The 14,406-nt window shown below is 65.8% G+C and carries 12 protein-coding genes and 2 pseudogenes; 8 read left to right on the top strand and 6 right to left on the bottom strand.

Annotated elements, in window-relative coordinates; translation table 11 throughout:
• Window positions 1-21 precede the first annotated feature (21 nt).
• From G6N32_RS26835 to G6N32_RS26815, 5 genes are read left to right on the top strand one after another with little or no spacing between them, the layout of a single operon-like run.
• Entirely contained in the window at window positions 22-861 is an 840-nt protein-coding gene (locus G6N32_RS26835) for an alpha/beta hydrolase (protein ID WP_115318131.1), read from the top strand.
• Window positions 858-1,895, top strand: coding sequence for an alpha/beta hydrolase (locus G6N32_RS26830; RefSeq protein WP_115318132.1), 1,038 nt, complete (start codon window positions 858-860; stop codon window positions 1,893-1,895). The genes G6N32_RS26835 and G6N32_RS26830 overlap by 4 nt, the downstream gene beginning before the upstream one ends.
• 49 nt (window positions 1,896-1,944) lie before the next feature.
• Entirely contained in the window at window positions 1,945-2,694 is a 750-nt protein-coding gene (locus G6N32_RS26825) for a DUF2786 domain-containing protein (protein ID WP_115318133.1), read from the top strand.
• Window positions 2,691-3,188: a TIGR04338 family metallohydrolase gene (locus G6N32_RS26820; RefSeq protein WP_115318134.1), complete on the top strand. Its 498-nt coding sequence runs from the start codon at window positions 2,691-2,693 to the stop codon at window positions 3,186-3,188. The genes G6N32_RS26825 and G6N32_RS26820 overlap by 4 nt, the downstream gene beginning before the upstream one ends.
• Window positions 3,189-3,214: 26 nt before the next feature.
• Entirely contained in the window at window positions 3,215-3,829 is a 615-nt protein-coding gene (locus G6N32_RS26815) for a pyridoxamine 5'-phosphate oxidase family protein (protein ID WP_115318135.1), read from the top strand.
• Here G6N32_RS26815 and G6N32_RS26810 read toward each other — a convergent pair.
• From G6N32_RS26810 to G6N32_RS26795, 4 genes and pseudogenes are all read right to left on the bottom strand, one after another.
• Window positions 3,826-4,335 (bottom strand): annotated as a pseudogene (locus tag G6N32_RS26810) (molybdopterin dinucleotide binding domain-containing protein); the annotation flags it as partial. The gene G6N32_RS26815 and the pseudogene G6N32_RS26810 overlap by 4 nt on opposite strands.
• 25 nt (window positions 4,336-4,360) lie before the next feature.
• Window positions 4,361-4,927: a HEPN domain-containing protein gene (locus G6N32_RS29220; RefSeq protein ID WP_147291972.1), complete on the bottom strand. Its 567-nt coding sequence runs from the start codon at window positions 4,925-4,927 to the stop codon at window positions 4,361-4,363.
• Between the two features lie 89 nt (window positions 4,928-5,016).
• A complete protein-coding gene (locus tag G6N32_RS29215) occupies window positions 5,017-5,808 on the bottom strand; it encodes an ApeA N-terminal domain 1-containing protein (RefSeq protein ID WP_147291973.1) in 792 nt (263 codons plus the stop codon).
• A gap of 115 nt (window positions 5,809-5,923) precedes the next feature.
• Window positions 5,924-7,768 carry a hypothetical protein gene (locus G6N32_RS26795; RefSeq protein WP_232077363.1) on the bottom strand — a complete coding sequence of 615 codons (1,845 nt, stop codon included), beginning with the start codon at window positions 7,766-7,768 and terminating at the stop codon, window positions 5,924-5,926.
• Window positions 7,769-7,963: 195 nt separating this feature from the next.
• Between G6N32_RS26795 and G6N32_RS29325 the strand changes: the two are divergent.
• Window positions 7,964-8,567, top strand: a pseudogene (locus G6N32_RS29325) (type II toxin-antitoxin system HipA family toxin).
• A 471-nt stretch (window positions 8,568-9,038) separates the two neighbouring features.
• Here the strand turns inward: G6N32_RS29325 and G6N32_RS26785 are convergent.
• Together G6N32_RS26785 and G6N32_RS26780 are read right to left on the bottom strand one after the other, a co-directional pair.
• A complete protein-coding gene (locus G6N32_RS26785; RefSeq protein ID WP_115318138.1) occupies window positions 9,039-11,261 on the bottom strand; it encodes a molybdopterin oxidoreductase family protein in 2,223 nt (740 codons plus the stop codon).
• A gap of 132 nt (window positions 11,262-11,393) precedes the next feature.
• The gene (locus G6N32_RS26780) at window positions 11,394-12,134 is read right to left on the bottom strand and encodes an IclR family transcriptional regulator (RefSeq protein WP_115318139.1); all 741 of its coding nucleotides are present in this window, start codon (window positions 12,132-12,134) and stop codon (window positions 11,394-11,396) included.
• Window positions 12,135-12,244: 110 nt separating this feature from the next.
• On the opposite strand from G6N32_RS26780, the gene G6N32_RS26775 reads away from it, so the two are divergent.
• Window positions 12,245-13,585 carry an FAD-binding oxidoreductase gene (locus G6N32_RS26775; protein WP_115318140.1) on the top strand — a complete coding sequence of 447 codons (1,341 nt, stop codon included), beginning with the start codon at window positions 12,245-12,247 and terminating at the stop codon, window positions 13,583-13,585.
• Entirely contained in the window at window positions 13,582-14,367 is a 786-nt protein-coding gene (locus tag G6N32_RS26770) for a DAPG hydrolase family protein (protein ID WP_232077840.1), read from the top strand. Before G6N32_RS26775 ends, G6N32_RS26770 begins: the two co-directional genes overlap by 4 nt.
• The last annotated feature ends 39 nt before the right edge of the window (window positions 14,368-14,406 follow it).

The following is a 14,406-nucleotide window of genomic DNA, read 5'->3' as shown; positions in this document are numbered from 1 at the left end:
GCACCCCGTTAGGCTCCCCTGATGGTCACAACACGTACCGAGCGGACGTTCGACGGGGTCGGCGGCGTCCGCATCGTCTACGACGTGTGGACACCGGACACCCAACCGCGCGGCGTGGTCGTCCTCTCGCACGGACTCGGCGAACACGCCGGCCGCTACCACCACGTCGCCGAGCGTTTCGGCCAGGCCGGACTGATCACCTACGCCCTGGATCACCGCGGCCACGGCCGCTCGGGCGGCAAGCGGGTGATGGTGCGCAGCATCGACGAATACACCGGCGACTTCGACACCCTGGTCAAGATCGCCGCCGCCGAACACCCCGACCTCCCGCGCATCGTGCTGGGGCACAGCATGGGCGGCGGCATCGTCTTCACCTACGGGGTGGACCACCCGAGTGACTACAACCTGATGGTGCTATCCGGCCCCGCCGTCGCCGCCAACGTCGGCGTACCGCCGGTCAAGGCCTTTTTCGGCAAGGCCGTGGGCTCGCTGCTGCCGAACCTGCCGGTCGAGGAACTCGACGCCAACGCCGTCTCCCGCGACCCCGCGGTGGTGGCCGCCTACAACGCCGACCCGCTGGTGTGGCACGGCAAGGTCCCGGCCGGCATCGCCAAGGCGCTGCTGAAGGTCGGGGAGACCATGCCGCAGCGGGCACGCGGGCTCACCGCGCCGCTGCTGGTCGTCCACGGCGGCGCCGACAGTCTGGTTCCCGCATCGGGCAGTGAGCGGCTCGTCGAGTGCGTCGGCTCGCCCGACGTGAACCGCAAGGTGTATCCGGAGCTGTTTCACGAGGTGTTCAACGAGCCCGAGCGCGACCTGGTGCTCGACGACGTGACCGCCTGGATCGAAGCCAGGCTGTGAGCGTGAGCCGTCGCGTCGCCCTGGCGGCAGTGGCCGTGTTGCTGCTCGCCGGGTGCTCGTCGAACAGTCAGCCGGCCAACGCCTGGGTCGAGGACGAGGTGACCTTCGACGCCGCCGGGCTGACCGTCCACGGCACCTACCGCCACCAGCATGGCGACAGGCAAGGACCCGCGGCGCTGCTGATCTCGGAGAGCGGACGCACCGACCGCAACGGCGACAACAACGTCGCCGGGCCGATCGGCAACATGCGCCAGCTCGCCGAATACCTGTCCGACCACGGCGTGGCATCGTTGCGCTACGACAAGGTCGGCACCGGAAAGACCGGCCTGGGACCGTATGCCGACCACCCGGCCGACGTCGGCAGCGCCGTCTACACCACCGGGGCGAAGGCCGCGGTGCGGTTCCTGGCGAACGAGGCCGCCACCGACAAGAACCACATCTCGGTGTACGGCCTCGGCGAAGGAACCGTGCACGCGATGACGCTGGCCGACGACACCTCGGCCGGCGCCCCCAAGATCCACGCGGTGGGTCTGCTGCAGCCGCTGGCGGGCCGCTACCTCGACCTGATCACCAACCGGGTCAGGGCCGATGTCGCGGCGTCGGTCAAGGCGGGCCAGAAGAACCAGCAGCAGGCCGACCAGACGATCGCCGCATGGACCGCCGCCGTCGAGCAGGCGCGCAAGACCGGCACCGCACCCGCGCAGCTGCCCGACGGTCTGAGCGCGATCCTGAACCCGGGCAACGTCAAAGCGGTCGTCGAGTCCGACGCCATCGACCCGCTGAAGCTGGCCGCGGCGATCCCCGCCGCCACCCCGGTGCTGCTCACCTGTTCGGACTCAGACGGTCAGGCCAACTGCGCGGACATCACTCCGCTCGCCGACGCACTGGAGCACACGTCGTTGTCACTGGTCGCGCTCAAGGGTGTCAACCATGTGCTGCGCGATGACCCAAGCGACAACGTCGGCAACTACTCGAAGCCGGGTCCGCTGTCACCGCAGCTGACCGCGGCACTGAACGCGTTCATCAACAGTTGACCCATCTGCCGGCGCACCGATGTCGCCGGGCTCGGCTAGGTTGCCTAGCGTGACCGACGACAAGATGCTGGCACGCATCGCCGCGCTCCTGCGCCAGGCCGAGGGCACCGACAACTCGCACGAGGCGGAGGCGTTCATGGCCGCCGCGCAGCGGCTGGCCACCGCCACCTCGATCGATCTGGCCGTGGCACGGTCACATTCCGCCACCCGCAGTGCGGCGCAGGCGCCGACGCAGCGCACGATCACCATCGGCGAGCCGGGCGCGCGCGGCCTGCGGACCTACGTGCAGCTGTTCGCCGGCATCGCCGCGGCCAACGATGTGCAGTGCGATGTCGCTTCGAACTCGGCGTTCGTCTATGCCTACGGGTTCGCCGAGGACATCGACGCCAGCCACGCCTTGTACGCCAGCCTCGTGGTGCAGATGGTGCGCAGCTGCGACGCCTACCTGGCCACCGGCGCGCACAAGCCGACGCCGACGATCACCGCGCGGCTCAATTTCCAGTTGGCATTCGGCGCCCGCGTGGCCCAGCGCCTGTCGCACGCGCGGGACGAGGCGCGCCAGGAGGCCACCCGCGATCGCACGACCGCGCCGGGAACCGCTGTGGCACTGCGCAACAAGGAACTCGAACTGCGCGAGCACTACCGCCAGACCTCCAAGGCGCGCGGAACCTGGCGGGCCAGCCGAGCCTCGGCGGGGTACTCCTCGGCGGCCAGGCGCGCCGGTGACCGCGCCGGCAAGCAGGCCCGGCTGGGTTCCAGCCCCGAGTTGCCGGGGGCGCGGACCCGGCTGCCGCGGTGACGGCGCGCGACAGCCAGCGCTCCCGCGTCTACGCGGCCGAAGAGTTCGTCCGGACCCTCTTCGATCGTGCCGCCCAGCACAGTTCACGCACCATCGACTTCTTCGGCACCCAGCTCACCCTGCCGCCGGAAGGACGATTCGCCTCGATACCGTCGGTGCAGCGTTACGTCGACGAGGTACTCGCGCTGCCTGCCGTGACCGCACGCTGGCCCGACCCGGGACCGCTCAGTGTGCGTCCCCGCCGCGCGGCGACCGCGGCGCACTACGAAAACGTCGATGGCACAGGCGTTATCGCCGTCCCCGACCGCTCGGCCGCCGACTGGGCCATGCGGGAGCTGGTGTTGCTGCACGAGATCGCCCACCACCTGACCCCGCAGGGCGCCGCCCACGGTCCGGCCTTCGTCGCGACATTCTGCGAGCTGGCCGCACTGGTGATGGGCCCGGAGGTGGGCCATGTGCTGCGCGTCGTCTACGCCAAGGAAGGTGTCCGCTGACCGGCTCGGGGGAGGATACTCGAGCAATGCACCGTGAAGTGACCACCGTCGCCGAGCTTCGGGAGATCGTGGGCGAACCTGACCCCTACGTGGCGAACAAGGTCAAGGATCGGCTGTCGCCGGTACAACAGGACTGGTTGGCGCATTCCCCGCTGGCCTTTGTGGCGACCACCGATGCGCAAGGCCACGTTGACATTTCGCCAAAGGGGGACCCGGCGGGATTCGTCCACGTGATCGACGACCGCACCATCGCCATCCCTGATCGGCCGGGCAACAAGCGCGTCGACGGATATCTCAACGTGCTGCAGCGGCCCGGAGTCGGAACCCTGTTCGTGATCCCCGGTCGCGGCGACACGCTGCGAATCAACGGCCGGGGCCGCATCCTGGCCGACGCCGACTACTTCGACGCCATGGCGGTCAAGGGCAAGCGGCCGCTGCTGGCGTTGGAGGTCGACATCGACGAGGTGTTCTTCCACTGCTCCAAGGCATTCCTGCGCTCGGACACCTGGAAGCCGGAAACCTGGAATCCGACCGCGTTGCCCAGCGTCGCCCAGATGGCCAAGGCGTTGCGGCACGACTGGTCCGAGGCAGAGCTCGAGGAACGCTACTGCGAGGACAACATTCGCAAGGTGTTGTACTAGCCGGCCGGCGCGACCTCCACCGGCAGCGCGTTCAATACCGCGGTGCCGGACAACGGATCCAGCAGCGTGCCGTCGTTGAGGTTGTTGACGTTGACGCCCGGGTGCTGTGCGGCCACCCGCATCCGGGTGCCCGGCTCGGTGTGTCCCCAGCCGTGCGGCAGGGACACCACGCCGGGACGGATCGCGTCGGTGATCTCCACCGGCACTTCGAGTTTCCCGCCCGGACCGGTGACGATCGCCATCTCATCGAGGCCGAGCCGGGCGGCGTCGTTGGGATGGATCTGTAGCGTGCAGCGATTGGTGCCGCCGGACAGGGCGGGCAGATTGTGCATCCAGCTGTTGTTGGACCGCAGGTGTCGCCGGCCGATCAGCAGGAAACCTGACTCCGATGTCAACGCCGCGTGCAGCCGTGGGACATCGGCGAGGATCGGTTCGGGATCCAATTCGATTGTGCCCGATGGGGTCCGGAGGGCCTCGGGAATCCACGGGCGAACAGTCGTGCTGTCGGGCAGACAAGGGGACCGCAGCTTTTCAACCAGCATTGTTCAAATGCATCAGTGGAGCATTATTGCGGATGCAGCGCTCCTGCACGCTCCCGGAGAGGCCCATCTCCGCCATGATCACCAAATATAGTAAGTACTTGGTGCGTAGAAAAAGCTGATGCAGTTCTTCTAGTTCGCCGATGTCGCGAGCGAGGCCGTGCGCGAGGCCGTTGCGGACGTTTCTCAGACTGTTTGCCCATCCCTCGCGGTCAGGAAGCACGAGATCGACGGCCACTTGCGAGGGAATAGACGCGAGATCTAGCAAACGATCTCGATACGTTGGCTCGTTTCGGACAAGACCCTCAAACCGCTCGCGGTCACCCGGATCGAGCGTTTTCAGTGCTTCAGCAAGTAACCGCTCGAAGTCGCGAGGGGTCATGGGTAGAGCACCAGGCCGTAGGCCGCGACTCAATGCCTCCGCCGCAACGGCAATTGTCAGTAGTTGGGTCTGAACGAAAGCTGGTTCTCTGTTGAGAAGACCAAAAATCATATTTCCAGCGACGTCGATTTTACGTCTTAACGGAAGCCAGCGACTAAACATCTCGTCGAATGGCATGTCGCCGACGGAAAAAAAGAGATCATCTGAATGGGCTGGCGTCTCAGAGCTATCTAGCAAAACTGTACGAACGGTATGCACTTCTGCAGTTACGGGGCGTTCGATCTCCTTTCGGCTGATCTTCCCGTCGGCCCCTCTGTGGGGATGCTGAACCGCTCTTTTTCCGCGAGCTGAACGTGTTCGCTGATGATTCCACAGCGCCTATCACTGGCAAGGGCGGTGAGATCGATTAAGTCGTTTCGCAACTTTCCAAAAGCCTCGTAGGTCCTCGGTATGGCCGACGAAATTTCAATTTCTACTCCAACTTCGGATCGTGCGTATCGAGAGCGAAGTGTGGAGTCCGACTTTATATCGGCCCAGGGTTTCATTGATATTGTGAAATCGTCGATTGTTAATTCACTGGTCCCGACCGCATCTAGGAGAACTGAGTACTCACTGGCCGATTGCTCTCGAGTAATGATTGATATATCACCTGCCTGCATGAGATTGTGCTGGTTTTCTACCCGCAGTCGGCAGGTGTCGAATACTGCGGCGTCAGGTTGGTCAATGTAGAGCCCTATGAATGCTTGACTAGCCTCTAATATCTGGAATTGCGGTGGTGCGCCGAGGTCCATCGGATAGTTGGCATGAATGCTCCTGCAGTCCAGAATCGTTATCTTCTTGCCTTGCGAAACGCCGTGCAATACCGGTAGTCTTCGCTCCTCATCGGTGACCGCAATTCTTCTTTCGCTGCCGCCTAACTGACGTAGCGCTCGGAGATCGAACCCGCCGATAAGAGTTAGTCGCGGCCATTTTCCGAGCTCCAGTTCCAGGGTCCCGGGCTGTTTATCTTCGGTATTGCCAGCGACCCACCATTGTCCTGCATATTCGCCAAATGCCACCGGCCAAGCATGACACGCTCGGTGCTTGCCGACGGTGTTTCAGGGCGCGGCGAACGCAGCAGGGCCCGATCTATGCCTTCTCGCGGCCGCGAAACCGCACGAGAACCAGATACTTTCATCGTCTGGATGGAACTTTGAGCCTGATCGCGTCGTCGACCTTCTCAAGCGAATCCTCCACACTCGGCTGCGTGACGAGGCACACTCGGTCGGTAAGTACGAAGGTTCCACCAAGTCGATGCTTGCTGCGGAACCGGTTCCACTTCTTCCAGACGGAGAAGCCCGCGGTCATCACAGCGTCGACACACACCACCCATCCCGGCTGGCCTACCGCATTGGTCAGCGCGCCCGTGACGGCTTCAGGCACGCCCGCCGTGGGCTTGTTCGCCTCAAGCGCCATTTCCTGCCTTGTGTAGAAGTCGTTGAGCGACTCGCAGGAGTATCCGATGAGAACGCGCGACATCTCCTCGGAGCGTGATTGGTCCACGATGCGGAGACGATCGAGCAGATAGGCGCCGAGCGCGTCTGCCTCCGACGCAGCGGATGCGTTGGCCGAATGCATACCCGCACGCACCCGCGCGTAGTGGTGGAATGCCGCTGGATCAGAGAGGATATCCGCGACCATCAGCAGGTCCGTTAGCGACACAACCCAGGTTGGACGGTTGACGGCGCCGGCTACCGCCAGTCCGCCGGAAGCGAATGGGTCTATCCTCTCGAACGTGACGATGATCGCTGTGCCGCCAGCGATATCGTCGGGGAGCAGCGAGACCTGCGGCCCGCCCTGTTTGGGCGCGAAAGACCGTCCGCCTTCATCTAGCAGGTAGGTCAGAGCGCGGTCCGTCTGGTCGAGCGCCTTCACGAGGATTTCTCCCAGCTTCTTGTCGACCCGATCGGCGTAGCCCCGTCGTCCTCGCTCAGTCAGTGCGATGGCCTTGGCCTCGACTACTAGAGGCCAGTCGGCGCAGACAAGCGCATCGACCTCGCCCTTGTCGCCGGACGCCAGCGCGTAGTGCTGCGATGAATAGACGTTCGAGGTGGTGAATACCTTTTTCAACGTGCTGCAGACCAGGCGTTCGTGTGCGTCCTGACGGTGCTTGTAGTACGTCTGCGGGTCGTAGCCGCTTCGTTTCGGTTCCACCGCGAGACGCTGGTGGAGGACGGCTGACAATGACCACGAGTCCGGGACGAGGTACTTACCATCGTCCAGCTTGATGCAGGGATGAGTGCGTGCCCGGTTTACATCACCAGGGGTTCGGAACTCGGGCTGGCAGCCGAACTCAGTCGAGAAGAAGTCCAGCATCGCGGTGATCTGCTCCACCGGGACGTCGGTGCAGGCCGCCACGTCATTGGGGTCCCACAAGGTCGGCGGAGCAAGCCCGTTGCGTATGGCTTCTCCGGCTGCGGAATCTGGCTCGCTTCCGTTCAGTGCGTCGGTCAGTGCCTCGAGAGCTGCCTTGAATGCCTCGTTCACCCCACGGGCACGGAGTCGAGTAACTCGGACGACGTCCGCAGGATCAAAACCGAGACCCTTCACGTAGTAGTCGTGGTGCCGCCCGAATACTTCGGTGTCGACCCGTTCGAGGTGCACCGCATAGCCGGGCATCCGGTCCACCTGGTACTCCAACTGCAGCTGCTGCAGCAGATGCGCGCGGTCCGGATCGTCAGCATCGGCGCGTGCCGAACCGTCAGTGAGCATGCGCAGCTGATCGGTTTCGAAGATGTCGCTGATTAGTTGCCTCACCCGCTCTGTTACGTCGGGTGGGGTGTCGGCGTCGCCGCCGGGATCCATGGACAGTGCGACGCCTACTAGATACTCGACCTTCGCCGCCCAGGACGCCGTCGTGTCTCCGTCGGCGAGGCTGTCTCCGTCGGCGAACGTGACCATCGCGGCGGGCACCGCAACCGAGTTAATCAGCTGCGTCAGATCACGACCTTTGAGGAGGTCGCGGAGCTCTTCGACCAAGATGGATAGGTCTCCGGCATCTGCTTGGACCGCCTGCAGAATCTCGGTTAGGAGCGCGTCACGTTCGGGTCCCGGCGGCAACGTTCGCCGAACTACACCGGGTCCCGACCTCGCCACGGATTCGAGCATGCGTTCTGAGCCGGTCTGCCGGTCCTCTGGGAATCCGCCAAGTCTGGGCATGACGCGATCGTAAATGTGCGCTCTGACAGATCGTTTCTGACCGAATCGCTAGGCCGCGATTTGCTCGTCATCGAGCGGTTCGACCGCCCGGCAAGCGGCGGCCGGCGAATCATCGTCTCGGCGTTGACGATGCTCGGGCTTGACGAGATGGAGGGCCGCTACGCCACCTATCCGGATTTGCTCGATGTGCTGCGCCGCACCGGTACCGACGCCGCCATCGGCCGACGGCTGTTCGAGCGGATCGTATTCAACGTGGCAATCGGCAACAACGACGATCACGCGCAACCACGCCGCGTTCTGGGGCGGCCACGCCTTGGAGCTCACCCCCGCATATGACCTGTGCCCGCAGATCCGCTCCGGTGAGACCTCGTCGCAGGCCCTGGCATTTGACCGCAAGGGGGCCCGCGAGAGTTCATTCGCCGCGGTTGTTGCCGCTGCGCCTGTGTACGGCCTGAGCACCGCACAGGCACGCGAGATCGTCGATTCGCAAGTCGCGGTTATTAAGCATGACTTCGACGAGGCTGCTGACATGGCCAAGCTGACCCGAGCGCCGCGAAAGTTCCTGTGGCACCGGCAAATACTCAACCCGGACGCGAGCTACGGGTATATCTCCGCGTAGCAATCAAAATAGTGCGTAATCGTTGCGAAAGCAGGTCGGCCGTTGGGAGATGCGGATTGAGTTGGGCCGCCACCGCACACGCGCAGGTTGCCGCTCTCGTAGGGCCAGAGGAACCTGCCTCGACTGGGCGGGACCACACTTGACGCCAGCGCCGCCGGCGTGTGGACCCCATTAAAGACTAAGGCGAGATCTGTGTAACTGCAGAGAGCGCACCGCAGTCGCGGTCAGTGCCCAACCGCGCCACCACGACATTAGTAGGGCTTTACGAGCGAACCACCGAGGCCTCTGGTGACGCGGTGCGCGCAGAAGCCAAGGAACTCGGGAGGTTGTTGGCGGAACCTTCCGCGCGCTACGCCAGTCACTCCGACCCGGTGCTCATTCCCTTGTTGGTACGAGTGCCGACGCATTGCCGTTCCTCAGCGGGGCCGATACCTTGACACCTTCGCCGTGAGGAAATGACCGCCGGGAGGTTCAGCCGGCGGGCGCCACCTCCACCGGTAGCGCGTTCAATACCGCGGTGCCCGACAATGGATCCAGCAGCGTGCCGTCATTGAGGTTGTTGACGTTCACGCCCGGGTGCTGGGCCGCCACCCGCATCCGGGTGCCCGGTTCGGTGTGCCCCCACCCGTGCGGCAGTGACACCACGCCGGGGCGGATCGCATCGGTGATCTCCACGGGCACTTCGAGTTTCCCGCCCGGACCGGTGACCACAGCCATCTCCTCGAGGCCGAGCCGGGCGGCGTCGTCCGGATGGATCTGCAGTGTGCAGCGGTTGGTGCCGCCGGACAGGGCGGGCAGATTGTGCATCCAGCTGTTATTGGACCGCAGGTGCCGCCGGCCGATCAGCAGGAACCCCGGCTCCGACGTCAGCGCGGCCTGCAGCCGCGGGACGTCAGCGAGAATCGGCTCAGGATCCAATTCGATTGTGCCCGAAGGCGTCCGGAGAATCTCCGGGATCCGCGGGGTCAGCGCGCCGAGGTCCACCCCATGCGGGGTGTCCTTCAGTCGCTGCAGGGTCAGGCCGTCCGGCTTCGCGCCGAAACCGTCCCCGAACGGGCCCAGCCGCAGCATCATGTCCAGCCGTCGTTCGAAACCGCGGCCCTCGGGCAGCATCGCGGTCAGCTCCTCGACGGATCGGCCCGCCACCGGCGAGTGCTCGTCGGCGACCTCCTTGCCCAGGGTGGTCGCGATCACCTGCTCGTCCACCAGGGCCGGATCGGCGTCGGGGCCCATACCCAGCACGATCAGCGCCAGCCGCGCCAGGATCTCGCACTCGTCGGGCCTGCCTTCGGGCAGCGGCAGTACCGGCGGTGAATACCTGGCGTTGTTGCGCACCGCCGCCCCACTGAGCGCGAGGTCGTAATGCGCTGCGCGAGAAGGCGGAGGCGGCGGCAGGATCACGTCGGCGTGCCGGGTGGTCTCGTTGAGGTAGGGATCCACCGACACCATGAAGCCGACGCCATCGAGGGCCTCGGACAGCCGGGCGCCGTCCGGCGCCGACAACACCGGGTTCCCCGCGATCGTGATCATCGCCTTGACCTGTCCCTCGCCGGGGGTTTCGATCTCCTCGGCAAGAGCGACCGCGGGCAGCTCGGACAGTGCCTCCGGGTGACCGGAGACCCGGCTGCGCCAGCGGCCGGTGGCGAATCCCCGGCCCGGGCGCGGTGGGCGCGGCGCCCCGGCGATCGGCGAGCTGGCGAACATCACTCCGCCCGGGCGGTCCAGGTTGCCGGTCAAGATGTTTACCACGTCGACCAGCCAGCTGGTCAGCGTGCCGAACCCGACCGTCGAGGTGCCGATGCGGCCGTAGACCGCCGCACTCGGGGCCGCAGCGAGTTCGCGTGCCAGCGTTCGGATTTCGTCGGCGTCGACTCCGCAATGCTCGGCCACCGCCTCCGGCGGGAAGTCCTGTGCCGCCGCCCGCACCCGCTCCAGCCCGGAGACGTGCCCGGCCAGCCTGCCCAGATCGACCAGGTCCTCGTCGAAGAGCACTTGGGCGACCGCGAACAGCAGTGCGGCGTCGGTGCCGGGCCGGGGCGCGATGTGACGGTCGGCCAGTTCGGCGGTGCGGGTCCGGTTGGGATCGATCACGACCAGGGTGCCGCCGCGACGGCGCAATGCCTTGAGCTTGCCCGGGAAGTCAGCGGCGGTGGCCAGAGAACCGTTGGACACCAACGGGTTTGCGCCCATCACGACGAGATAGTCGGTGCGGTCGAGGTCGGGCAGGGTGAACGCCAGCGGATTGCCGAACAGGTAGCCGCAGGACACGTGCTTGGGCATCTGGTCCAGCGTGCTGGCCGAATACACCTGCCGGGTGCCCAGCGACTTGATCACGACCGGCCCGTAGAGCGACCCGGCGATGGTGTGCGCGTTCGGGTTGCCCAGGTACACCGCGACCGACGAGCCGCCGGTGTCGGCGATGACGCGCTGCAGTCCCTCGGCCGCCGCGGCGAAGGCGTCCGCCCACGACGTCTCGACCAGTTCACCGTCGCGGCGCACCAGGGGCTTCTGCAGCCGGTCCGGATCGTTGTCCAACTCGGGGAAGCTGGCGCCCTTGGGGCAGATGAAGCCATGGCTGAACACGTCGTCACGATCACCCCGGGCGGCACTGACCCGGTCGTTGTCGTCGATCGTGAGGACCATCCCGCAGGTGGCCTCGCAGAACGGGCAGATTCGCAAAGCGGTGCGGCTCATCTGGCCCCCTCGCAGGCTCGGGTCCCAGATGTCGGCTGTTGATTCGCTCCGCAAGCGTCGCTCATGACTGCCACTGTGCTCTGCGACCGACCCCGGTGGCAAGCCCAACCAACCGGATGGTCAGATTTGCTTTCAGCCCGTCCAGGCCGGTGACTTCAAAGCCTCGTGCAGGGCGGCGACGATGCGGCCGGAGTTGGCGTTGAACCGCACGGTGGGGGCGGGCACCGAGATCGCGACGATGTTGCCGCCGGCCGCGCGGCCCGCGATCCCCGCGGCCGAGATGCCGTCGGTGTGCTCGTCGCGGTCGAACGCCACCCGGTCGGTGCGGATGGTCCGGATTTCGGCGCGCACCCGGTCGGCGTGGCCCTGCTCAAGGGCGGCGAGCACCTGCTCGACGTCGTCATCGCCCAACAACGCCAGCACGGCCTTGCCATTGGCCGTGTCGCACAGGGTGAATCGTCCGCCGATCGCCGAGACCGCGCGTAACCGGTGCGGGGACTCGATCTGGTCAATGAACAGCATCTGGCCGCCGCGATACACCGAGAGGTCGACAGTTTCACCGGTGGCCTCGGCCACCCGCTCCAGCGTGGACCGGAATGCGGACGTGATGTGGGCGGCGTCGGCGTTGACCAGCCCGAGCAGGCGATCCCCGAGGACGATGCGGCCGTCGTCGTCCACCGCGGCGAACCCCACCTCGACGAGACCGACGAGGAGTCGCCGCGTGGTCGACTTGGCCAGCCCCAACCGGCTGTGCAGGTCGACCAAGCGCAGCCGGCCCGGGGCGGTGGCGATTTCGTCGAGCGCGGCCGCGGCGCGCCGCAGTACCTGAATGCCGTCGTCCCGGGTCGAGGAAGGGCGCCCGCCGCCGACCATAGAAATTTTCGCGTCAGTCAACTGACATCCCTTCCGTCGGCGTGATCGCAGCGGTAATGTGCCGCAATACGGATCATAGCGATTCGCTATGTGAACCATAGGAGGCTTTGGTGGGGTCACTTCCTGAGGGTCGGCATTACTTCTTCAGCGACGACGGCTACGAGAGCGCACGCCGGGCGACGGTGTGGAACCAGCGGGTGCCCGACCGCTACCCGGACGTCATCGTCCAGGCGGTCGACGCTGACGACGTCGTCGCAGCCCTGCGCTACGCGAAGGCCAACAACAAGCAGGTCAGCATCAAGTCCGGCGGCCACAGCTGGGCGGCCAGCCATCTGCGCGACGGCGCGGTGCTGCTCGACATGAGCCGGGTCGATCAGACCAGCATCGACGCCGACGCGATGACAGCGGTCGCAGGCCCGGGCAAGGGCGGCAGTGCCCTGGCCGCCGAGCTCGATGCGGTCGGACTGTTCTTTCCCGCCGGGCACTGCAAGGGCGTGTGCATCGGCGGCTATCTGCTGCAGGGCGGCTACGGCTGGAACAGCCGGGTGGTCGGGCCGGCCTGCGAAAGCGTGATCGGGCTGGACGTGGTGACCGCCGACGGCGACAAGATCTACATCGACGCCGAGCATCACCCCGACCTGTACTGGGCCGCCCGAGGCGCCGGACCGGGGTTCTTCGCCGTCGTCACCGCGTTTCACCTCAAGCTCTACCCGAAACCGGCGGTGCTGGGCAGCAGCTTCTACGCCTATCCCATCGAACTCGCCGACGAGATATTCACCTGGGCCCGAGGCATTTCCGCGGAAGTGGACCGTCGCGTCGAGTTGCAGATCGTCGCCACCCGCAGCGTCCCCAACGCGGGCATCGACCGGCCGGCGATCGTGATGGCCTCCCCGGCGTTCGCCGACACCGAAGCGGAGGCAAAAGAAGCGTTCGGACTGCTCGACCGATGCCCGGTCGTCGACAAGGCGCTGATCGCCGTGCCGTATGCGCCGATGGGCCTGCCGGATTGGTACACCGCGGTGATGAGCAACTATCTGGAGGACCACCGCTACACCGCCGACAACATGTGGACCAACGCCTCGGCCGCCGAGTTGATGCCGGGCATCCACCGCATCCTGGACACCCTGCCGCCACACCCCGCGCACTTCCTGTGGCTGAACTGGGGTCCGTCGCCGCAGCGCCAGGACATGGCCTACAGCTTGGAAAGCGAGATCTACCTGGCGCTGTACGCCGGCTGGATGGACGACAAAGACGACGAAAAGTACAGCGACTGGCCACGATCCAACATGGCGGCAATGGCACCGCTGGCGACCGGCATTCAGCTGGCCGACGAGAACCTGGGACGCCGTCCCGCCAAGTTCGTCACCGACGAGAACATGGCCAGGCTGGATAGGGTGCGAGCGCAATATGACCCGGACGGCCGATTCCACAGCTGGATGGGACGACTCTGATGGCGGAGACGTACCTGGGTTACCGCCCCGGTGACGGCGACACCGCGTGGGGCAAGTACTTCGACCCGCAGATGGCCGAGCTGCCCCGCCATGCCGTCGTCGCACTCGAACACGGCCCGCAGGCCGACCAGACGATGCTCGGGTTCGACTCGGCTGCAACGCTTCTCGATGAGGGATATCAACAGACCGAGAACGGCTACGGTGTGCTGCGCGGCGGCGGATTCCACGTCGCGATCCGCACCGACATGCCCGGCGTCACGCCGGCGATGTGGGACTGGTGGTTCGGCTGGCACGGCAGCGAGTCCAGCCGCTACAAGTTGTGGCATCCGCGTGCGCATGCCTCGGCGCATTGGGGCGACAGCGGACCCGACGGCGACTACGTCGGACGGACCTCGATCATCGAGGAATACCTCGGCTCGGCCTATGCCAAGGCGGCCATCGCGTTCCTCGAACCGTCCGCGCTGGGTCTGGACCCGGCCCGGCTGGGCGCGGACGTCGCGGTGTGCGCGCGGCTGGGCTCCAGCGAGGTGCCGGTCGACATCGGCTGGTTCATCCACCACGTCCGTGCTGTGCCGGGCGGCGCGGAGATGCGATCGCGGTTCTGGATGGGCGGTCCGTACATCGGGGTGCGCCGCGGCAACCGCCTGGCCGATTCGGTGATCCGGCCGATCGCCGCACACCAGCTGCCGGAGCCCCGGGATCTGTTGGTGCACTGCGCGCAGGAGATGAACCACCTGGCGAGCTTCCTGCCGAGAATTTACGCGGAGTTCGCTGAAACCTGACCGCTGTCACCTCTGGCAACAGAGATTGCCAAATCCCCA

It is taken from the genome of Mycolicibacterium aichiense, assembly GCF_010726245.1.
Taxonomy (GTDB): domain Bacteria; phylum Actinomycetota; class Actinomycetes; order Mycobacteriales; family Mycobacteriaceae; genus Mycobacterium; species Mycobacterium aichiense.
The sequence above is the reverse complement of the archived record's forward strand: the minus strand, read 5'-3'. Positions and strand labels throughout refer to the sequence as shown.

What these genes read in the sequence shown, in the direction of transcription:
- G6N32_RS26835 (WP_115318131.1), top strand. Translation starts at nt 22, where the DNA reads ATGGTCACAACACGTACCGAGCGGACGTTCGACGGGGTCGGCGGCGTC.
- G6N32_RS26815 (WP_115318135.1), top strand. Translation starts at nt 3,215, where the DNA reads ATGCACCGTGAAGTGACCACCGTCGCCGAGCTTCGGGAGATCGTGGGC.
- G6N32_RS29220 (WP_147291972.1), bottom strand. Translation starts at nt 4,927, where the DNA reads ATGCCATTCGACGAGATGTTTAGTCGCTGGCTTCCGTTAAGACGTAAA.
- G6N32_RS26785 (WP_115318138.1), bottom strand. Translation starts at nt 11,261, where the DNA reads ATGAGCCGCACCGCTTTGCGAATCTGCCCGTTCTGCGAGGCCACCTGC.
- G6N32_RS26780 (WP_115318139.1), bottom strand. Translation starts at nt 12,134, where the DNA reads ATGGTCGGCGGCGGGCGCCCTTCCTCGACCCGGGACGACGGCATTCAG.